This window comes from Minwuia thermotolerans (assembly GCF_002924445.1).
GTDB lineage: Bacteria > Pseudomonadota > Alphaproteobacteria > Minwuiales > Minwuiaceae > Minwuia > Minwuia thermotolerans.
In genome coordinates this window covers 75712-96180 of sequence record NZ_PIGG01000040.1, presented here as the reverse complement: position 1 = coordinate 96180, position 20469 = coordinate 75712, and the positions used below count along the sequence as shown (strand labels likewise).

The following is a 20469-nucleotide window of genomic DNA, read 5'->3' as shown; positions in this document are numbered from 1 at the left end:
CGGAGATGTGCAGGCGGCCCGGCGCCATCAATCGCGGCAATGGGAAACGGACTGTTTCCGGCGTGCGGCGGCCTCAACTGGAGGCGTGGCGCTGCCGCTCCGTCTCTTCCTTGTATTCCGGCACCAGCTCCCTGAGCAGGGTCAGCGTACGGTCGGTGCGCCGCGCCCTGGCATGGCCGGCGAGTTCGTCCAGTGCCCGCGTCAGGATCTGCCGTTCGACAACCCGCGGGGACGCGAGCATGACCCCCTCGATGTCCGTCTGGTCCAGCTTCTCGGAACTGTGCAGCAGTTCCTCGTGCAGCTTCTCGCCGGGGCGCAGGCCGACATACTCGATCCGGATGTCGCGGTCCGGCGTCAGGCCGGCGAGGCGGATCATCATGCGGGCGAGGTCCTGGATGCGCACCGGCTCGCCCATATCGAGCACATGGATGCGGCCCGTGTCGTCCTGGCGGAGACGGCTGCCGGCGGCAGCGGCGAGCACCAGTTCGACCGCCTCCCTTATGGTCATGAAGTAGCGCGTGATGTCCGGATGGGTGACCGTCAGCGGTCCGCCCTGGGCGAGCTGGCGCTGGAACAGCGGCACCACGGAGCCGGTCGAGCCGAGCACGTTGCCGAAGCGGACGGTCACGAAGCGCGTGGCGCGGCCGGATTCGCGCGACTGGTCGATGTCCTGGGACTGGGCGTAGGCCTCGGCCAGGCGCTTGGTCGCGCCCATCACGTTGGCCGGGTTCACCGCCTTGTCGGAGGAGACCAGCACCATGACGTCCACGTCGTGGCGGATGCAGGCGTCGGCGACGCGCCGCGTGCCGATGACGTTGGTCAGAACCGCCTCGTCCGGGTTGTGCTCCATCAGCGGCACGTGCTTCAGCGCCGCGGCGTGGAAGACGATTTCCGGGTGGAAGTCGGCGAAGACATTGGCCACCCGCTCGGCGTCCCGGACGTCGGCCAGATACATGCGCCGCTCCAGCTCCGGGTAAGACTCTCCGGTTTCCTGTTCGATGGTGTAGAGCGCGAACTCGGAGAGTTCGAGCAGGGCCAGGCTGGCCGGGGCGAGGGCAGCGATCTGGCGCACCAGCTCGCTGCCGATGGAGCCGCCGGCGCCTGTCACCAGCACGCGCCGGCCGGAAATCAGGCCCCGCATGGCGTCACGGTCCAGCGCCTTCTGGGGCCGGCCGAGCAGATCGCTGACATCGATCTCGCGCACTGTGACCCGGTCGGTGACGCCGCTCTCCAGGGCGCTGAAATCGGGCACGCGGCTGATCGGGAGGGCCAGGTCCTGAGTGCGCTGCAGCAGATCGCGCAGCATGTCGGGCTCCAGCCGCCGGCGGGTGACGATCACGCGCTGCGGCCGACGTCCGCGGGCGCCGAGCGTCTCCACGACATCGCCCAGATCGGCCAGACTGCCGACCACCTTGCGTCCGCGGATGGTGCGGCCGATCTGGCCGCTGTCGTCGTCCAGGATGGCGACGGGGTCATAGGGCGCCGCGCCGCGGTCGATTTCGCGCAGGAACAGTTCCGCCCCCCGTCCGGCGCCGACAAGTATCACCGGGACGTGTCCCGGCAGCGGCCGCCGCCGTCCCGTGAGGGCGCCCACGCCGCCTTCCGCCGCCAGCCGAAGCAGCAGGCGCGGGCCGGCGAGCAGGGCGATCAGCACGAACAGGTTGATGAAGGGAACCGTCCGGGGCACGTCCTCCAGCCGGTTGTAGGCGAACAGCAGCGGGAAGAAGATCAGCACCACCAGAACGGCGGCGCGCAGGATCGCCGAGAGGTCGCGCATGGACACATAGCGCCAGACCCCGCGGTGCAGCCCGGACAGGAAGAAGACCCCGGCGGCGATGGGAACCAGCATGGCGCTGGCCTCAAGCCAGAAGCCGGAGGTCTTCTCGTAGCCGACCAGGCCGTAGCGCAGCATGAGCGCCGCGATGAACGCCACCGGCGCCATCGCCACGTCGTAGAGCAGCGCGCCGAAGGTCTTCAGTTTCGAACTGTGTTTCGCCAAGGACGGGCCCCGCCGGACAGGGAATTGTCGCCGAGAACCGGCATTAGCATGACGCGGCGTGTCCGAACAGGGGCCCGTGGAGCGCGCGGGTCAGTCCTTGGCGGCGGGCTGGCGCATCTCGTCGACGGCCTCGATCATCCGGGTGTTGATGATGTCGAAGACCTCGGTCTGGGAGCGGGCGACGATATCCTGCAGCTCGCGCAGGTCGGCGGTGGCCTTTTCCATCGCGCCGCGGGCGGTGGTCAGCTGCGCCTCGAAATCGGGACCCTTGCCGCCCTCGGCCAGATTGCGGATCGCCGACTGGGCTTCGGCCGCCGAGGTCTGGGCGATCTCCGCCTGACGCTCGATCAGCGCGCGGAAGCCGTCGACCGCAACCTGGTTGGCGCGGGTCAGGGCCTCGAAGTTGCGGCGCTGCATCTCGGTGAAGGCGTTGAGGTCCATCGCCGGCCACTTGAATCCGGACAGGGTCTTCGTGAGATCGGCGAAGGGATTGGCGGGAACGGGCATCGGGGGACTCTCCGGTCTGGGGGTTGCGGCGCGGCTAGGCGCACGGCGCGGCAGATGATGCTGCAATGCAGCGCGAACCGCTTATGGTCAACGCCTGCCGTTGCGTCAATCTCTTTCTCGCGATTGCAAAAGAAAGGGCCCGCCGGTTGCCCGGCGGACCCTTTCGAAGGCGGTCGTGAGGCGGTTCAGTTCAGCTTGAACTGGCCCTTCGCCTCCTCGATGCCGTCCAGCATGCGCTTGTGCAGGACGTCGAAGATCTCGTTCTGCGACTTGGAGACCATCTCGGAGAGCTCGCGCACATTGGCGGAGGCCTTCTCCATCGCGGCCTTGGCCTGCGTGGTCTGCTCGTCGACGTCCACCTTGGTCTTGCCTTCGGCCGCGCTCTTGATGGCGGTCTGGGCTTCCTCGACGGACTCCTGGGCGATCTGCACCTGGCGCTCGAAGACCGCGCGGACGCTGTCCATGGCGAGCTGGTTGGCGGTGGTCATCGCCTCGAAGTTCTTCTGCTGCATGGTCATGAACGCGTCGACGTCGAACATCGGGGCCTTCATGTCCTTCATCATCTTGCCGAAATCGGCAAAGGGGTTGGCGGTCTTGGTCATCGGTCTGTCCTCCGGACGGGCTGGAATATGTGGTTGCCGGTTATGCTGCACTGCAACGTGACCGGATAATGGGCATTGCCCGCCCCTGCGTCAACCAGTTTTTTTGTGCAGTGCACAATAATCCCTTCGCGGCCCATCCACACGATGGAAAAGGCCGGCCCGCGATGCGGGCCGGCCTGCCGCCTGCCGCCGTCGCCGGCGGCCCCGGGAGGGCGGTCCCGGGTCAGAAACTGCGCGAGACCGAGAAGATCACCGTGGCCCCGCAGCCGTCGCCGCAGGAGGATTCGTCGGTGTCGACATAGTCGAGCGCGAAGTCGAAGCCCCAGTAGGAGCGCGACAGCCCGAGCGACCAGGTCAGGTAGTCGGGCACGCCGAAGGTCGCCTCGTCGTCGATGAACTGGTAGCCGACGGTGCCGCCCAGTTCGAACTCATAGGGCAGGGGCACGGCGACGCCGCCTTCGATGAACAGGGCGTCGCCGGAATTGCCGAAGTTCTCCGGCGAGTAGTTGAAGCCCAGCGAGGTGGAGAAGCGCTCGAAATCGTAGCCCAGGCCCAGCGCGGCCTCGACGAAGTCGAAGTCGTTCCTGGCGCTGGCGCCCGGATACCAGTAGTAGATCAGACCCAGATCGTAGGAAAAGTTGTCAATCGAACCGGCGTAACCGCCATAGAAGTCCATCTCGATATGGGCGTTGCCGAAATTCACGTTCGACGCCCAGGTGCCCAGATAGAAGCCGTTGTCGTGGGACCAGTCGAACCCGCCCTGGATGGCCGGTTCGTTGTCGGTCTGCGTGATGCCGCGGAACCGGTAGTCCGTGACGATTCCGACATTGGCCGAGAACTCGCCCGGGATCATGGCCTCCTCTTCGGCATGGACCGGACCCGAAAACGCGAAAGCAGCCATGGCCACAGCCGTGGCTGCCGCGAGTGCCTTGAAGTTCATGTGCTTGAACACTCCCAATTCCCAAAGGGACGCCGCCCCCTTGCGGCGTTGGCGCTTGACCTAGCAAGGCCGAGGCCACTTCCGTGCGCTGCAACATTCTTTCTAACTATCTAAAAAATAAGGATAAAAATATGAACAAGAATCAGGCATGTCATCGATTGGCAGCAATTCGGCCATATATCTGCAGAAGGATTGTGCAGTGCCGAAAAAGCAGGCAATCACCGGGCGGGGAAGGGCTTCGCCGCAGCGGTGCCCGATCCGTCCTGCGGCGGCGGCCGGCCGCGCGTGCAGGGCGAAATCCGGCGGTCCAGCCCGCGCCCCGCGCGTGGCCACGAATCTTTCAGGAATTCCGGCTACATGATAGTGTCGACAAGTAATTGAACCCGGTTGAGTTCGCCCATCCCATCTGCACAAGCGAGGCGGTCGGTCGACCATGGCTCTGACGGCGCTGGACAAGGAAGCCGATATCCGGCACCTGCAGCGGACAGTGTCTGCGATGCGGGAGACGCTGGAGCAGAAGGACGTCGAGATCCGCCGCCGCGTCCAGAAGGCGGAGGCCGACGCCGCCGGCGAGATCCGCACGCTGAAGGACACCGCCCAGGCGCTGAGGGACGAGCTGGAGGAGGAGCGCCGGCGGGGCGCCGTGCTTGCGCAGCGGGAGCGCCAGGCGGCAGCCTCCGAGATCGGCACGCTCAAGGACACCGCCCAGGCGCTGCGGGATACGCTGGAGGACCAGCGCACGGAGACCCAGCGCCTGGTGCAGGCGGAGAAGCAGGCCGCGGCGGCCGAGATCCAGCAACTCAAGGACACCTCGCAGGCGCTGCGCGACACGCTGGAGGACCAGCGCGCCGAAGCCCAGCGCATGGTGCAGGCGGAAAAGCAGGCCGCCGCCGCGGAGATCGGCCAGCTGAAGGACACCGCGCAGGCGCTGCGCGACACGCTGGAGGATCAGCGCGCCGAAGCCCAGCGTATGGTGCAGGCGGAAAAGCAGGCCGCGGCGGCCGAGATCGGCCAGCTCAAGGAGACCGCCCAGGCTCTGCGCGATACGCTGGAGGATCAGCGCGTGGAGACGCGCCGGCTGGTCCAGGCCGAGAAACAGGCGGCTGCGGCGGAGATCGCGCAGCTCAAGGAGACGGTGCAGAACCTGCGCGACGAGATGGACGAGATCCGCCGCCGGGGCCAGGCCGAGACGCAGCGGGCGAAGGCGCTCGGCGCCGCCGAGGCCGGCCAGCTCAGACAGACCATCCAGTCGCTGCGCGACGAGATGGACGCCATTCGCGGCGAACACCGCGAGGAACGCCAGGCCATGGAGCGGGCGCAGAGGGACGAACTGAAGCAACTCAGGACGACCATCCAGCGCCTCCGCGACCGCCTGGAGGAGATCGAGAATGTATGAGAACCCGCGCGGCACGCGAAAGAACCAGAACCTTTCGCAATCCGAGCACATCAAGCAGCTGCAGATGCTGCTCGACGTTTCCCGCCAGGTCGCCGCGCTGGACACGCTGGACGCCGTGCTCGACACGCTGGTCAGCGTCGCGGTCGCCGAGACCAAGGCCGAGCGCGGCACCCTGTTCCTGCACGATGCGATGACGGGCGAACTGTTCTCCCGCGTCGCCCAGGGCCTCAAGCGTCACGAGATCCGCATTCTGGACAATGTCGGCATCGCCGGTCACACCTTCCAGTCGGGCGAAGGCCAGATCATTCACGACGCCTACAATGACGAACGCTTCAACCGCGACGTCGACGCCGAGACCGGCTTCACCACCAAGTCGATCCTCGCCGCGCCCGTGCGCAACGCCAAGGGTGAGGTGATCGGCGTCGCCCAGGTGCTGAACAAGAAGGAAGGCCAGTTCACGGAGATGGACCTGACCGTGCTGGAGGGCATGACCACCCAGTGCGCCATCACCCTGCAGTCGATGCAGCTCGTCGAGCGCATGGAAACGACGCGCCAGCGCGAGATCGAGTTCCTCAACATCGTTTCCGACATGACCTCCGAACTCGAACTGACGCGCCTGCTGCAGCGGGTGATGTCGGAGGCGACGCGAATGCTGGACGCGGAACGCTCGACGCTGTTCATCAACGACGAGAAGACCAACGAGCTGTTCAGCCATGTGGGGGAGGGGCTGGATTCGGTCGAGATCCGGCTGCCGAACCATCTCGGCATCGCCGGCGCGGTGTTCACCTCCGGCGATACGGTGAATATCCCCTATGCCTATGCCGACCTGCGCTTCAATCCGGGCTTCGACAAGCAGACGGGCTTCTTCACCCGCTCGATCCTGTGCGTGCCCGTGGTCAACAAGGCCGGCAAGGTGATCGGCGTGACCCAGGCGCTGAACAAGAAGGGCGGGCCCTTCACCAGCGACGACGAGAGCCGGCTGAAGGCCTTCACCGCGCAGATCGCCATCGGCCTGGAGAACGCCAAGCTGTTCGGCGATGTCCAGGCGATGAAGAACTACAACGAGTCCATGCTGCAATCGATGTCGAACGGCGTGATCACCTTCGACGAGGATGGCGAGAACAAGACCTGCAACGCCGCCGGCGCGCGCATCATGCGTACCTCGGCCAAGGACATCCTGGGCAAGAAGCCCGAGGAGGTGTTCGGCGAGCAGAACCAGTGGCTGGTCGACAAGATCGCCCGCGTCGCCGAGACCGACGAGGGCGAAAGCATGCTCGACACCGAACTCAAGATCGGTGACGAGAAGGCGTCCGTGAACGTGACCGTTCTGCCCATGCAGTCGGGCGAGGGGGCCTCGCTCGGCACGCTGGTCATGATCGAGGATATCTCCGACGCCAAGCGCGCCAGGTCGACGCTGTCGCGCTACATGGATCCGGGCCTGGCCGACCAGATGCTGGCCGGCGGCAACCAGGACGACATCCTGGGCGGCAAGGACACCATCGCGACGGTGCTGTTCTCCGACGTGCGCAGCTTCACCACCATCACCGAGAAGCTGGGCGCCCAGGGCACCGTGGCGCTGCTCAACGACTATTTCGAACTGATGGTCGACTGCATCTCCGACCAGGGCGGCATGCTCGACAAGTTCATCGGCGACGCGATCATGGCGGCCTTCGGCATTCCGCTGCCCCATGAGGACGACGAGGACCGGGGGCTCCGCGCCGGCATCAACATGATCAAGACGCTGTGGGACTGGAACAGGCAGCGCGAGGCCCGGGGCGAGATGGCCGTCGACATGGGGCTGGGGCTCAACACCGATTCCATCGTCGCCGGCAATATCGGCTCCAAGAAGCGCATGGACTACACCATGATCGGCGACGGCGTGAACCTCGCCGCGCGGCTGGAGAGCGCGTGCAAGCAATACAACGCCCGCATCCTGCTGTCGGAATACACCGTCGCCAAGCTGAAGGGCGTCTACCGCCTGCGCGAAGTCGACAAGGTGGTGGTGAAGGGCAAGACCAAGCCGGTCGGCGTGTTCGAATGCCTCGACTACCACACCGACGAGACCTTCCCGAACCTGATGGACGTGCTCGGCAACTTCAATGAAGGCGTCAAGCAGTACCGCAAGCAGGAATGGGACCGCGCCACCGGCTATTTCAGGGAAGCGCTGAAGGCGAACGAGACCGACAAGCTCGGCAACATGTACATCGAGCGCTGCGAACTGATGAAGAAGGCGCCGCCCGGCGACGACTGGGACGGCGTCTGGATCATGACCGAGAAATAGCGCGCCGCCATCGTCATGCATCCGACAGCGTCCGAGGCCGCGGCCCCGCCGGCCGTCATGGGCATCGTCAACGTGACCCCCGACAGCTTTTCCGACGGCGGCCGCGCCGCGGCGCCGGCGGCGGCCATCGGGCTGGCCCGGCGGCACCTTGCCGACGGCGCGGCGTTCGTCGACATCGGCGCGGAATCGACCCGGCCCGGCGCCGCGGAGATCCCGCTGGAGGAGGAGTGGCGGCGCCTCGCGCCCGTGCTGGAAGTCCTGCTTGCCGAAGGGGCGCCGGTCTCCGTCGACACCCGCAAGGCGGAGATCATGCGCCGCGCCCTCGCGCTCGGCGCGCCGATGATCAACGACGTCAGCGCGCTCACCTTCGATGCGGCCGCGCTGGACGTGATCGCCGGCGCATCCTGCGAGGTGGTGCTGATGCACGCGAAGGGTCTGCCCGAGGACATGCAGGAGAACCCGACCTATGACGACGTCGCCGCCGAGGTGCTGAGCTATCTGGAGGCGCGCATCGCCGCCTGCGCGGCGGCGGGCATCGAGCGCCGCCGCATCGTCGCCGATCCCGGCATCGGTTTCGGCAAGACCTTCCGTCAGAACCTGGAGCTGATGGCGGCGCTGCCGCGCTTCCGCGAACTCGGCGTGCGGCTGCTGGTGGGCGCCAGCCGCAAGGGCTTCATCGGCTGGCTGACCGGCGTGAAGCAGGCCGACCGGCGTCTCGGCGGCTCGATCGGTGCAGCGCTGGCCGCCGCCGCCGGCGGGGCCGACATCCTGCGGGTTCACGACGTGGCCGAAACCGTCCAGGCGCTCGCCGTCTTCCACGCCGCGCGCAATGGACATCCGCCGCCGTCTGATCGATAAGGCGGGGCACCAGCGAGCGATCGGAGGGAACATGGGGCGGAAGTACTTCGGCACCGACGGCATCCGGGGCCGGGCCAATGACGAGCCGATGACGGCGGAGCGGGCGCTCTCGGTCGGGCTGGCGGCGGGCCGGGTCTTCATGCGCGGCAATCACCGCCACCGGGTGGTGATCGGCAAGGACACGCGCCTGTCCGGCTACATGCTGGAGCCCGCCCTGGCCGCCGGCTTCACCTCGGTCGGCATGGACGTGGTCATGGTCGGCCCCCTGCCGACACCGGCCATCGCCATTCTCACCCGCAGCCTGCGCGCCGATCTGGGCGTGATGATCTCGGCCTCCCACAATCCGTTCCATGACAACGGCATCAAGCTGTTCGGGCCGGACGGCTTCAAGCTATCCGACGAGACCGAGGCGGAGATCGAGGCGGGCATGGACAACGGCGTGCGCGGACGCCTGGCCAAGCCGCGGGACCTGGGCCGCGCCCAGCGGCTGGATGACGCCGGCGGGCGCTATATCGAGTTCGTGAAAAGCACCTTCCCGCGCGGCAAGCGCCTGAACGGGCTGAAGATCGTCATCGATTGCGCCAATGGCGCCGCCTACAAGGTCGCGCCGACCGCGCTCTGGGAGCTCGAGGCCGACGTCATCGCCATCGGCGACAAGCCCAACGGTTTCAACATCAACGATGGCTGCGGCTCGACCAACACCGCGATGCTGCGCGAGAAGGTGGTGAAGCTGGGGGCGGATGTCGGCATCGCGCTCGACGGCGACGCCGATCGCATGATCATGGTCGACGAGCGTGGCCGGGAGGTCGACGGCGACCGGCTGATGGCGCTGATCGCCAGCCGCTGGGCCGAGGAGGAGCGGTTGCGCGGCGGCGGCGTGGTCACCACCGTGATGTCGAACATGGGACTGGAACGCTATCTGAACGGCCTCGGCCTGCAGATGATCCGCACCAAGGTCGGCGACCGCTATGTCGTCGAACGCATGCGCGCCGACGGCTACAATGTCGGCGGCGAGCAGTCGGGCCACATCGTGCTGAGCGACTACGCCACCACCGGCGACGGCACCCTGGCGGCGCTGCAGGCGCTGGCGGTGATCGCCGAGGGCGGCAAGCCGGTCTCCGAGGCCGTGCGCCTGTTCGACCCGCTGCCGCAGATCCTGAAGAACGTGCGCTTCGGCAAGGGCGCGCCGCTGGAGCATCCGAAGGTCAAGCAGGCCATTGCCGATGGCGAGAAGCGCCTGGGCGCGACGGGGCGGCTGCTGATCCGCAAGTCGGGCACCGAGCCGCTGATCCGCGTCATGGGCGAGGGCGAGGACGAGGCGGTGATCCGCGAGATCGTCGACGACATCGCGGAGGCCGTCACCCGCGCCGCAGCGAGCGACGAATGACGGCGATGAAGGGACGCGTGCTGATCGCCGCCGGCTCGGATTCGGGCGGCGGCGCCGGCATCCAGGCCGACATCAAGACCGTGACCGCGCTGGGCGGCTACGCGGCGACGGCGATTACCGCGCTGACGGCGCAGGACACCCACACCGTTCACGCCATCCACGAGATTCCCGTCGACTTCATCGCCGAGCAGTTCCGGCTGACCGTCGCCGACATCGGCGTCGACGCGATCAAGACGGGCATGCTGCACAAGCGCGCGGTGATCGAGACGGTGGTCCGCTGCATCGACGATCACGGCAAGGGCGCACTGGTCGTGGTCGATCCGGTCATGGTCGCCAAGGGCGGCGCGCGCCTGCTCGATGCGGACACCACCGACGTGGTCATTGCCGAGCTTCTGCCCCGCGCCGACGTGCTGACGCCCAACCTGCCGGAGGCCGCGGTGCTGGCCGATATGCCCATCGAGGATCTCGACGCCATGAAGCGCGCCGCCGAGCGGCTGCTCGGCTTCGGGCCGAAGGCGGTGCTGCTGAAGGGCGGGCACCTGAAGGGCGCGCGGCTGACGGATCTGCTGGCTACCGCCGACGGCTTCGAAGTCTTCGAGGGCAGGCGCATCGACACGCCGCACACTCACGGCACCGGCTGCACCACCGCCTCGGCCATCGCCACAGGGCTGGCGCAGGGAATGCCGCTTCGGGCGGCGGTCGAGCGCGCCCGGGCCTATGTGCTGGAGGCGATCCGCACCGCGCCGGGCTATGGCTCCGGCCACGGCCCCCTCAATCACGCGCATACGGTGCGGGACTGACTCCTTCAATTGCGCCGTGCGGGTCTCCGCGCCGCGCGGGACTCAGGCCCCGCCGTCAATCCGCCAGGCTGGCCGCGATGGTGTTCATGGTCTCGCGGCGGCAGTTGATCTTGGTCGCGTGATAGGTCGCCGACGGGAGCTCGCCGAGCGCCTTCGCTATCTCGACCGCGCGGCCGATGACGGCGTCCGGGGCCGCGGCCTCGTCCAGATAGCCGGCGGCCACTGCGCCCGCCGCGTCATAGAGCCGGGCCTGGATCACCGCCGGGGTCATCTCTGCCTGCGCCAGCCGGTCGCGCGCCAGCGCCAGCCCGAACACGGGCAGTTCGAGGCCGATCGCCGTCTCGTTCAGGCCGTATCTGAAGTCGCCGCCCGCGCCCACGCGCGTGTCGCAGGCCAGCAGCATCAGCGCGCCGAGCGCGATGCCGTGTCCGCTCGCCGCGGCCACCAGCGGCTTCGGATAGCCGTAGAGGGTCTGGATCATCCGCCCGCCGCGCCGCACCAGGCGGTCCACCTCGTCGGGCGTCGCGCCCTGCATCGTCTTCAGATCGAAGCCGCCGCAGAAGACGCCCTTGCGTCCGGTGAGGACCACGGCCCGGGCGGTCTCCGCCGCCTTCGCCAGCGCCGGCTCCAGCGCGTCCAGCATCTCGTGGCCGATGGCGTTCGCCTTGCCGTCGTCCATTGTGATGACGGCGACGCCGTCGGTGATTTCGGTGTTCACGATCATTCCGGTTCTTCCTCTCCCCGTTCGGCCCGACCCTGATCTGCTGCCCGTTGGCGCGAAGGCAAGTCCGGCATAGTCTTGGCGCCACAGGCATCTTGGGGAGGACGCCATGACCGACGATTTCGGCCTCGACGTCGAGAATTTCCACAATCGGCGCAACGACCGGCGATGGAACCGGGTTTCCGTCGGCGACGTCATCGAACGCTATACCTGGAACGACCCGGACAAGCTGGCGATCGTCGCCGGGCCGGACGCCACGGTGAATCCGGAGAACGCGCGCGTCACCTATGCCCGCGCCAACGAACTGATAAACCGCATGGCCAACGGCCTTCTGGCGCTGGGGCTGGAGCCGGCAAGCCGGATCGCGATGCTCTGCGACAATTCGGTCGAGGGCTGGCTGTCGAAAATCGCCATCGCCAAGGCCGGGCTGGTCGCCGCGCCGGTCAACGCCATGATGGCGCCGGACGTGATCACCGATGCGCTGCAGCGGGTCGAGGCGCGCCACGCCATCGTCGACGCGCCGCTGTGGGAGAAGCTGGGCGGCGCGTTCACCGCGGCCGGCGCGGAGCCTGTCGTCATCATCGGCGGGGACAGGGACGGCGCGGTTCCGGATTACGACACGTTCGTCGACCGGCAGTCCGCCGGGGAACCCGACGTCACCATCCACGGCGACGACATCTGGGAAATCCTGTTCACTTCCGGCACGACCGCCGCGCCGAAGGCGGTGATGATTTCCCACACCTACACCTATCTGTGCGCCATGGACGGCGCGGTCGCGCTCAGCCGGGGCCTCGAGCACGAAAGCGACATGCGCCTGGGCGTGTTCACGCCGATGGTCTTCCACATCGGCGACCACATCTGCATTTTTCCGGCGCTCTTCTCGGGCGGTACGGCGGTGATCGGCCGGACCCCGGAAGGCCATCCGATGGCCAGTCTCTGTTCGACGGAGCGGGTGACGACGCTCTTCGGCGGCTCGCCGCAATTCGTCGAAAGCATGGTCGCCGCCGTCCACGAGACGCCGCGCGCCTACGACCTGTCGGCGATGAAGCTCATGTTCTACGGCTGGGCGGCGATGGCGCCGGGTTCGGTCAAGGCCTTCCGCGATCTCTGCGCGCCCGACGTGAAGATCTACCAGATGCTGGGCCAGACGGAGATCGTGCCCTGCCACCGCTTCCCCATCGACCGGAACCTGGATCTGTTTCACCGCACCTCGCCCGGCCGCAACCATGTCGGCAAGCCGGCGCCGATCATGGCGTCGACGGTGATGGACGAGGACGGCAACGATCTGCGCGGCAAGCCCTTCGAGGCGGGCGAGGCGGTCTATCGTTCGCCGGCCATGTTCTCGGGCTATTACCGCGACCCCGAGGCGACGGCCGAGGCCCTGCGGGGCGGCTGGTTCCACGGCGGCGACAGCTTCGCCTACGACGCCGAGCAGGAGCACCGCATCATGGTCGACCGCTACAAGGACATCGTGAAGTCCGGCGGCGAGAACGTCTCCTCGATCCGCGTCGAGGCGGTGCTGCAGCAGCATCCGGCGGTGGAACGCGCCGCCGTGATCGGCCTGCCGGACGACCGCTGGGGGGAGGCCGTCACGGCCTGCATCATCGCGGCGAAGGGAAAACAACTGGACGAGAAGGAACTCATCGCGTTCGCCCGGGAGCGTCTGGCCGGCTTCGAGACGCCGAAGCGCATCGTCGCCGTCGACGCGTTCCCCACCACCGTCGGCGGCAAGATCCTGAAGTACAAGCTGCGTCAGCAGTTGTCGTGATCGCCCGGCGCGGCGGGTTCTCTTCGGCATGAAGGCCCGCGCGGTCGGCAGGCCGCCGGGCCGTGCCCGTCAGGCGAATTTCGGCCGGATCTCGTCCATGATGCGGTCGATGATCACTTCGGCGTTCTCCGGCGTTTCGGGCACGATGTCGAAGCAGAACTCGGTCGCGCCGGCGTCCTCGTAGCGGCGCAGCGCGTCGAGGATATCCTGCGGCCGTCCCTGGGTCGGTAATTGCCCGTCCTGGGTCCGTTCCTCCTGGAAGACCAGGGGCACCTTGGGACAGATCGGCAGGTCGTCGATGGACCGCCCCTCCGCCTCCAGCGCCTTCGCCAGGTCGCCGCGCAGCTCCTTCACCTGGGCGTCGGTGACCCGGAACGGGTGCCAGACGTCGCCGTACTTCGCCACCCGCTTCAGCGCGCCCGGCGAGTGGCCGCCAATGTAGATCGGCGGATGCGGCTTCTGCACGGGCGTCGGGCCGACCACGCAGCCGGAAAAGCTGTAGAACTCGCTCTCGTGCGCCGCCGGCTCGCCCGTCCAGAGCTTGCGGCAGATGGCGAGGCCGTCATTGGCGCGCTTGCCGCGTTTGCGGAACGGATAGCCCAGCGCGTCGTACTCGTCCTCGAACCAGCCGACGCCGACGCCGAAGTTGGCCCGGCCCCGGCTGACCCGGTCCAGCTCCGCCACCTGGGCGGCGACCTCCAGCGGGTTGCGCATGGGCAGGATCAGCACGCTGGTGCCCAGGCGGACATTGCGCGTGCGGCCGGCCAGGTAGTTCAGCACGCTGAAGGGCTGATAGTAGTAACGCTTCCATGCCGGCGGCAGGCTGCCGTCGGGCGTGCCGGGATATTTCGACTTGTTCGGCGGCGCCATGACCAGATGGTCGCTGGCCCAGAGCGCGTCGAGTCCCGCCGCTTCCGCCTTGTCGGCGACACGGTCGAAGGTCTCCGGATTGGCGTCGTCGCCGCGGACCGGAAGCGAAATGCCGAACTTCATGGCCGCTCCTCCCTTGCTGGCCCTGTCGGGAAATTAGACCAGCGAAGGGGCGGGGTGTCCAATTACTTGGGCGCTGGCCCGCCGCGTTCGGCGAACAGCCGGCGCGTCTTCTCCAGGTCCTCGGGTGTGTCGACGCCCAGCGGGATCGTGTCGACGCGGGCAGCGTCGATGCGCATGCCATGCTCCAGCGCGCGCAACTGCTCCAGCTTCTCGCGCTTCTCCAGCGGGCTGGGCGGCAGCTTCACGAAGCGCTCCAGCGCTGCCCGGCGATAGGCGTAGAGGCCGATATGGTGCCAGTGCGGGCCCTCCCCGCCGGGTGCGCGCAGCCGGGTAAACCACAGCGCCCGTGCGGTTCGGGCGCCGTCGGCAAAGGCGGTGACGACCTTGACCGCATTGGGGTCGTCCAGCTCCGCCGGGTCGTGGATCTCGGCCACCAGCGTGCCGATGTCGACCGAGGGGTCCGCTTCCAGGGGCTTCAGCGCGGCGCGGATCGTCGCCGGGTCCAGGGCCGGCAGGTCGCCCTGCAGGTTGACCACCGAATCATGGCGGCCGTCCGGGTCCGCGCGGCACAGCGCCTCGAAGATGCGGTCGGAGCCCGATGGATGGCCCGGATCGGTCAGCACCGCCTCGCCGCCGGCATCGCGTACCGCTTCCACGATCTCCGCCTCGGCGGCGGCGACCAGGACGGGGCCGATGTCGGCCTCCATGCCGCGTTTCCAGACCTGCACGATCATCGGCAGGCCGGCAATCTCGGCGAGCGGCTTGCCCGGCAGGCGGCTGGAGGCCATGCGGGCGGGGATCAGGACCACGGGATTCATGAATGTTCTTCTGGACGGCTCTACCAAAGGGCGCGATGCGGCGTTAGACCGCATCATTCAGGGGCGGGGCCAGAGGCTATCACCTTGCGCGAGGTGGCGAGGGGGATTCCGCCAAGTCAGCCATGGCTAACCGGAAGGGACGCGGCAATGGACAGCATGCAGTTCAACAAGATCGCGGGCGCGGTATTGCTGACCGTCCTGATTGGATTCGTGATTACCGAGGTCTCGCACATCCTGGTCCATCCCGGCAGCCACGGTGAGGTTGCCTATCCGGTGCCCGAAATCGCCGAGGACGGCGCGGCCCCGGCCGAGGAAGAGGCGCCTTCGCTGGCCGTCCTGCTCGCCAATGCCGACGCCTCCGCCGGCGCCAGCGACTTCAACAAGTGCAAGGCGTGCCACACGATCGAGGAGGGCGGGCCGAACAAGGTCGGCCCGAACCTGTTCGGCGTGCTGCACAACGACATCGCCTCCCATGGCGGCTTCGCCTATTCGCCCGTCCTGTCCGACATGGAAGGCGAATGGACCTTCGAGAAGCTCGACGCCTTCATCGCCAACCCGCGCGGCTACGCCCAGGGCACCAAGATGGCCTTCGCCGGCATCAAGGACGCCGAGGACCGCGCCGACCTGCTGCTCTACATCCGCTCCTTCGGGGACGCCGACGCCGCGCTGCCCGAGCCCGAGGCGCCTGCCGCCACCGAAGGCGAGGCCGCCCCGGCGTCGGAGGATGGCGACGCCCGGCAGCCCGCCAATGACGGCGCCGCGCCTGCCGCGGATCAGCCGGCCGACAACGCCGCGGAGCAGACCGAGAACGGCGAGGCCGCGACCAGCGAATAGGTCGGGACGCCGGACAGCGCGATGACCGGCGACCTCCAGACCTTCGCGGACTTCGCGGGCGAACTGGCCGATCGCGCCGGCGATTTCATCCGGCCGCTCTTCCGCCAGCCCATCGAGATCGTCTCCAAGGCGGACGAGAGCCCGGTCACCGAGGCTGACCGCGGCGCGGAGCGCGTCATGCGCGGCCTGATCGGCGAGCGTTTTCCCGACCACGGCATCGTCGGCGAGGAGTTCGGCGCCGAGAACCCCGATGCAAAGTGGGTCTGGCACCTGGACCCGATCGACGGCACCAAGTCATTCATCACCGGTTCGGCGCAGTTCGTCACCCTGATCGGGCTCACCCGCTATGGAAAGCCGGTGGTCGGCGTCATCAACCAGCCCGTCAACGGCGAGCGCTGGCTGGGCGTTTCCGGCCGCCCGACCGTATTCAACGGCCGTGCGGTGACCACCCGCGCCTGCGCCGATCTGGGCGCGGCGGCGCTCTATACCTGGGGCGCGGAGTGCCTGGAAGGCGAGAACGGCCCCGCGCTGAGGCGGCTGACGGAGAGCGTCGGCCTGCGGCGTTTCAGCGCCGACGGCTACGCCTACGGGCTGCTGGCCATGGGTTTCGTCGACATTGTCGTCGACGATGACCTGAAGCCGCACGATTATCTGGCTCTCGCCCCGGTCGTGGAAGGCGCGGGCGGACGCATCTCCGACTGGGACGGCCGCGCGATCGAATTCGGCGTCGGCGCCCGTACGCTGGCTTGCGGCGACGCGGCGATCCACGCCCGGGCGCTGGAACTGCTCCGCGGCTGACCCCGGGCGGGGTTGCCGTACTTCCGTCCGCCGCCCAACTCTGGTCATAATGCGCCGGCAAGGGGCGCACACATAACAACAGGGCGAGGTGACATGGTGCGGCGAGGCTTCCTGGGGGCGCTACTGGCGACGCTGTTCGCCGTTCCGGCGACGGCAGGCGCCCAAGACGACATCGTCAGGTCTCATGCCCTGTCCCTGATCGGAGAGCCGCAATACGAGCGGGGCTTCGATCACCTGGATTTCGTCAATCCGGACGCGCCGAAGGGCGGCACGCTGCGCATGTCGGCGTTCGGCGGCTTCGATTCCCTCAACCCCTATATCCCCAAGGGCAATCCGGCGGGCGCGGCCAGCCTGGCCGTGGAGACCCTGATGGATCAGCATCTGGGGGAACCGTCCACAGAATACGGCCTGATCGCGGAATCGGTGGAGCACCCGAAGGACCACAGCTGGGTGATATTCAATCTGAGGCCCGAGGCGCGCTTCCACGACGGCAGCCCGGTCACTGCCGAGGATGTCGCCTTCAGCTTCGAGGTGCTGCGCGACAAGGGCCAGCCCTTCTACCGCTATTACTACCGCAACGTTACCGAGGCGAAGGTGCTGGATACGCACCGCATCCGTTTCGACTTCTCCGAAACGGGTAATCGCGAGCTGCCGCAGATCATGGGCCAGCTGCCCGTCATGTCGAAGGCCTACTGGGCCGACCGTGAATTCGGCGCCACCACCCTCGAGGCGCCGATGGGCTCCGGCCCCTACCGGGTTTCGGCCGTCGAGCCGAACCGGCGCGTGGTGCTGGAGCGGGTCGAGGACTACTGGGGCCGGGATCTCGGCATCAACCGCGGACGCTACAACTATGACCGGGTGCAGTACGAGTATTTCGCCGACCGCACCGCGGTGCTGGAGGCGTTCAAGGGCTATGTCTACGACTACCGCACCGAGAACAGCTCCAAGGACTGGGCGACCGCCTACGAGTTCCCGGCGGTCGAGCGCGGCGACGTGAAGGTGGAACTGGTGCCTCACAGCCGGCCCACCGGCATGCAGGGCTTCATCTACAATCTGCGCCGCCCGCTGTTCCAGGACCCGGCGCTGCGCGAGGCGCTGTCCTATGCCTTCGACTTCGAATGGGCCAACAAGAACCTGTTCTACGGCCAGTACGAACGCACCGAGAGCTTCTTCTCCAACACCGAACTCGCCTCGCAGGGATTGCCGTCGGAAGCCGAGCTGGAACTGCTCGAGCCATTGCGGGGCATGATACCCGAGGAAGTCTTCACCGAGCCCTATTCGCCGCCGTCGACCGCGGAGAACTCGCTCCGGGAGAACCTCGGCAAGGCGTTCCAGATTCTCCGCGAAGCCGGCTACAAGTTCGAGAACAAGACGCTGCTGACGCCCGAGGGCGAACCGGTCAGCTTCGAGATCCTGCTGGCCGACCCGCAGTTCGAGCGCATCGTGCTGCCCTTCATCGAGAATCTGAGGCGTCTGGGCGTTGACGCCAGCCTGCGCACCGTCGACGCCGCCCAGTACCAGAACCGGGTGCGCGACTTCGACTACGACATGGTCGTCGGCTCCTATCCGCAGTCGGAAAGCCCCGGCAACGAGCAGCGCGACTTCTTCGGCTCGGAGGCCGCCGAGCGGCCCGGCAGCCGCAACCTGGCCGGCATCCGGTCCGAGGCGGTCGACAGGCTGATCGACAACATCATCTTCGCCGAGAACCGGGAAGCGCTGGTGACCGCGACCCGGGCGCTCGACCGGGTGCTGCTGCATTCGCACATCGTCATTCCGCAATGGCACATCTCGGCGCTGCGCATCGCCTACTGGGACAAGTTCGGACGCCCGCCGGTCGACCCGGACTACGGCGTCGACGTGTTCGCCTGGTGGATCCTGCCCGAAAAGGCGGCCGAACTGGCCGAGACCTACAAGTGAGGTGGCCGAGGGCGGGACTGGCGGCCGTCGGCCTGCTGCTGGCGGCAGCTTCGGCGACGGCGGAGCCGCGGCACGGTATTTCCGTCTTCGGGGCTCTCGACTATCCGGCCGATTTCGAGCATTTCCGCTGGGCCGACCCCAACGCGCCCAGGGGCGGCACGCTGCGCCTGCGCGATCTCGGCACCTTCGACACACTGAATTTCTACATCCTGCGCGGCTCCAAGCCGGCCTCGATCCAGCAGCACGAGATCCGGCTGCACGACACGCTGATGACGCGTTCCTATGACGAGCCTGACGCGCACTACGCGCTGATCGCGAAGACCGCCGACGTCGCCGAGGACGGCCGTTCCGCGGTCTTCGCTCTGGATCAGCGCGCGCGCTTCCATGACGGCTCCGCGATCACGGCGGCCGACGTCGTCTTTTCCCTGAACGCGATCAAGGGGAAGGGCCACCCGGTGCTGCGCAATATCTTCGAGCACGCCGAGGCGCAGGCGCTGGATGCGCATACCGTCCGTGTCCGGCTGCTGGAAGGCGCGGCGCGCGACCTGCTGGTGCGCTTCGCCGGCAGCCTGCCGATCCTGTCGAAGGCCTATTACGAGACGGTCGAGTTCGACCGCACGACGCTCGATCCGCCACTGGCCTCCGGGCCCTACCGCATCACCGAGGTCGACCAGGGGACGTCGCTGACGCTTTCGCGTGTCGAGGACTACTGGGCCCGCGACCTGCCGGTGAACCGGGGACTGTGGAACTTCGACCGCATCCGCATCGACTGGTACGCCGACCGCACCTCCGCGCTTCTCGCCTTCTTCGCCGACGAGTACGATTTCCGCGAGGAATTCACCGCCAAGAGCTGGGCCACGGAGTACGACGACAAGCAGCCGGTGCAGGACGGCCGCATCGTCCGCCTGACGATCCCGGACGGACGGCCCTCGGGCATGCAGGGCTGGTTCTACAATACCCGGCGCGCGAAGTTCGCCGACCGCCGGGTGCGGGAGGCGCTCGATCTCGCCTTCGACTTCGAGTGGACCAACCGCAACATCTTCTTTGGTCTCTACGGGCGGACGGAATCGATCTTCGAGAATTCGAACCTGGCGCATGACGGCCCGCCTTCGGAGGCGGAGCTGGCCCTCCTGAGGCCCTTCGCGGCGGACCTGCCGCCCGAGGTGATGAAAAAGCCCTTCAAGGCGCCGACCACCGACGGAGAGGGCGGCATCCGCGCCAATCTGCGCCGCGCCCACGGCCTGCTGAAGGCGGCCGGCTGGGAGATCCGGGACGGCGCACTGCGCAACGCCGAAGGCGAGCCCTTCACCATCGAGTTTCTCAATTACCAGCCCAGCTTCGACAGGATCATCGGTCCCTATGTGCAGAACCTGGAGCGCCTCGGTATCCGCGCGAGCACGCGTCTTGTCGACCCGGCGCAATATGTCGAGCGGGTGAAATCCTACGACTTCGACGCGGTCACCGCCCGCTTCTCGCCGCCCGAGACGCCGGGCGGCGAGCTCTGGAGCTACTGGGGCAGCCGACAGGCGGAGATCGACGGCACCAACAACTACGCCGGCGTGCGTGATCCGGCTGTCGACCGGCTGATCGAGGCGGCGCTGAACGCCGGAGGCCGGGAGGAACTGCTGACCGCGCTGCATGCGCTGGACCGGGTGATCATGTGGAACCGCTACATCGTGCCCCAGTGGTACAAGGGCGAACACAACCTGGCTTTCTGGGACCGTTTCGGCCGGCCGGCGGCGGAGAAGCCGCCCTTCCACCGGGGCGTCGTCAACAGCTGGTGGTTCGACGCGGCGAAGGCCGCCGCGACGGGCGGCCGGAATGGCGGCTGAGATGCAGAAGCCGGGTTT

The 20469-nt window shown here is 67.6% G+C and carries 17 protein-coding genes; 10 read left to right on the top strand and 7 right to left on the bottom strand.

The window, feature by feature from the left end; all coding sequences use genetic code 11:
* Positions 1-73: 73 nt before the first annotated feature.
* The 4 genes from CWC60_RS13230 to CWC60_RS13215 form a co-directional block, all read right to left on the bottom strand.
* The gene (locus CWC60_RS13230; RefSeq protein ID WP_206419920.1) at positions 74-1999 is read right to left on the bottom strand and encodes a nucleoside-diphosphate sugar epimerase/dehydratase; all 1926 of its coding nucleotides are present in this window, start codon (positions 1997-1999) and stop codon (positions 74-76) included.
* 90 nt (positions 2000-2089) lie between these two features.
* The gene (locus tag CWC60_RS13225; protein WP_109794415.1) at positions 2090-2506 is read right to left on the bottom strand and encodes a phasin family protein; all 417 of its coding nucleotides are present in this window, start codon (positions 2504-2506) and stop codon (positions 2090-2092) included.
* Positions 2507-2691: 185 nt separating this feature from the next.
* Entirely contained in the window at positions 2692-3108 is a 417-nt protein-coding gene (locus CWC60_RS13220) for a phasin family protein (RefSeq protein WP_109794414.1), read from the bottom strand.
* A 223-nt stretch (positions 3109-3331) separates the two neighbouring features.
* Entirely contained in the window at positions 3332-4048 is a 717-nt protein-coding gene (locus tag CWC60_RS13215; protein WP_109794529.1) for a TorF family putative porin, read from the bottom strand.
* A 433-nt stretch (positions 4049-4481) separates the two neighbouring features.
* On the opposite strand from CWC60_RS13215, the gene CWC60_RS13210 reads away from it, so the two are divergent.
* From CWC60_RS13210 to thiD, 5 genes are read left to right on the top strand one after another with little or no spacing between them, the layout of a single operon-like run.
* Positions 4482-5444: a coiled-coil domain-containing protein gene (locus CWC60_RS13210; RefSeq protein ID WP_109794413.1), complete on the top strand. Its 963-nt coding sequence runs from the start codon at positions 4482-4484 to the stop codon at positions 5442-5444.
* Positions 5437-7725 (top strand): GAF domain-containing protein, encoded by a 2289-nt coding sequence (locus CWC60_RS13205; protein ID WP_109794412.1) that lies wholly within the window; start codon positions 5437-5439, stop codon positions 7723-7725. Before CWC60_RS13210 ends, CWC60_RS13205 begins: the two co-directional genes overlap by 8 nt.
* A 15-nt stretch (positions 7726-7740) precedes the next feature.
* Positions 7741-8583 (top strand): dihydropteroate synthase, encoded by an 843-nt coding sequence (gene folP, locus CWC60_RS13200; protein WP_109794411.1) that lies wholly within the window; start codon positions 7741-7743, stop codon positions 8581-8583.
* A 31-nt stretch (positions 8584-8614) separates the two neighbouring features.
* On the top strand, positions 8615-9970 hold the full coding sequence (gene glmM / locus CWC60_RS13195; RefSeq protein WP_109794410.1) for a phosphoglucosamine mutase: 1356 nt from the start codon (positions 8615-8617) through the stop codon (positions 9968-9970).
* Between the two features lie 5 nt (positions 9971-9975).
* Positions 9976-10770, top strand: coding sequence for a bifunctional hydroxymethylpyrimidine kinase/phosphomethylpyrimidine kinase (gene thiD / locus CWC60_RS13190; protein WP_109794528.1), 795 nt, complete (start codon positions 9976-9978; stop codon positions 10768-10770).
* 55 nt (positions 10771-10825) lie between these two features.
* On the opposite strand, the gene CWC60_RS13185 is transcribed toward thiD, so the two are convergent.
* Complete coding sequence (locus CWC60_RS13185; protein WP_164516531.1) at positions 10826-11494, bottom strand: crotonase/enoyl-CoA hydratase family protein; 669 nt, start codon at positions 11492-11494, stop codon at positions 10826-10828.
* 106 nt (positions 11495-11600) lie between these two features.
* Here CWC60_RS13185 and CWC60_RS13180 point away from each other — a divergent pair, with 106 nt between their 5' ends.
* Positions 11601-13259, top strand: a complete 1659-nt coding sequence (locus CWC60_RS13180) for an AMP-binding protein (RefSeq protein ID WP_109794409.1) — start codon at positions 11601-11603, stop codon at positions 13257-13259.
* A 69-nt stretch (positions 13260-13328) separates the two neighbouring features.
* Here the strand turns inward: CWC60_RS13180 and CWC60_RS13175 are convergent, their stop codons facing one another.
* Together CWC60_RS13175 and CWC60_RS13170 are read right to left on the bottom strand one after the other, a co-directional pair.
* On the bottom strand, positions 13329-14252 hold the full coding sequence (locus CWC60_RS13175) for an LLM class F420-dependent oxidoreductase (RefSeq protein WP_109794408.1): 924 nt from the start codon (positions 14250-14252) through the stop codon (positions 13329-13331).
* 62 nt (positions 14253-14314) lie between these two features.
* Positions 14315-15070 carry a 3-deoxy-manno-octulosonate cytidylyltransferase gene (locus CWC60_RS13170; RefSeq protein WP_206419918.1) on the bottom strand — a complete coding sequence of 252 codons (756 nt, stop codon included), beginning with the start codon at positions 15068-15070 and terminating at the stop codon, positions 14315-14317.
* Positions 15071-15217: 147 nt separating this feature from the next.
* On the opposite strand from CWC60_RS13170, the gene CWC60_RS13165 reads away from it, so the two are divergent.
* From CWC60_RS13165 to CWC60_RS13150, 4 genes are all read left to right on the top strand, one after another.
* Positions 15218-15904: a c-type cytochrome gene (locus CWC60_RS13165; RefSeq protein ID WP_109794406.1), complete on the top strand. Its 687-nt coding sequence runs from the start codon at positions 15218-15220 to the stop codon at positions 15902-15904.
* Positions 15905-15925: 21 nt separating this feature from the next.
* Entirely contained in the window at positions 15926-16702 is a 777-nt protein-coding gene (locus CWC60_RS13160; protein ID WP_109794405.1) for an inositol monophosphatase family protein, read from the top strand.
* Between the two features lie 93 nt (positions 16703-16795).
* Entirely contained in the window at positions 16796-18619 is a 1824-nt protein-coding gene (locus CWC60_RS13155) for an extracellular solute-binding protein (RefSeq protein WP_109794404.1), read from the top strand.
* Complete coding sequence (locus tag CWC60_RS13150) at positions 18616-20451, top strand: extracellular solute-binding protein (protein ID WP_109794403.1); 1836 nt, start codon at positions 18616-18618, stop codon at positions 20449-20451. The genes CWC60_RS13155 and CWC60_RS13150 overlap by 4 nt, the downstream gene beginning before the upstream one ends.
* Positions 20452-20469: the final 18 nt, after the last annotated feature.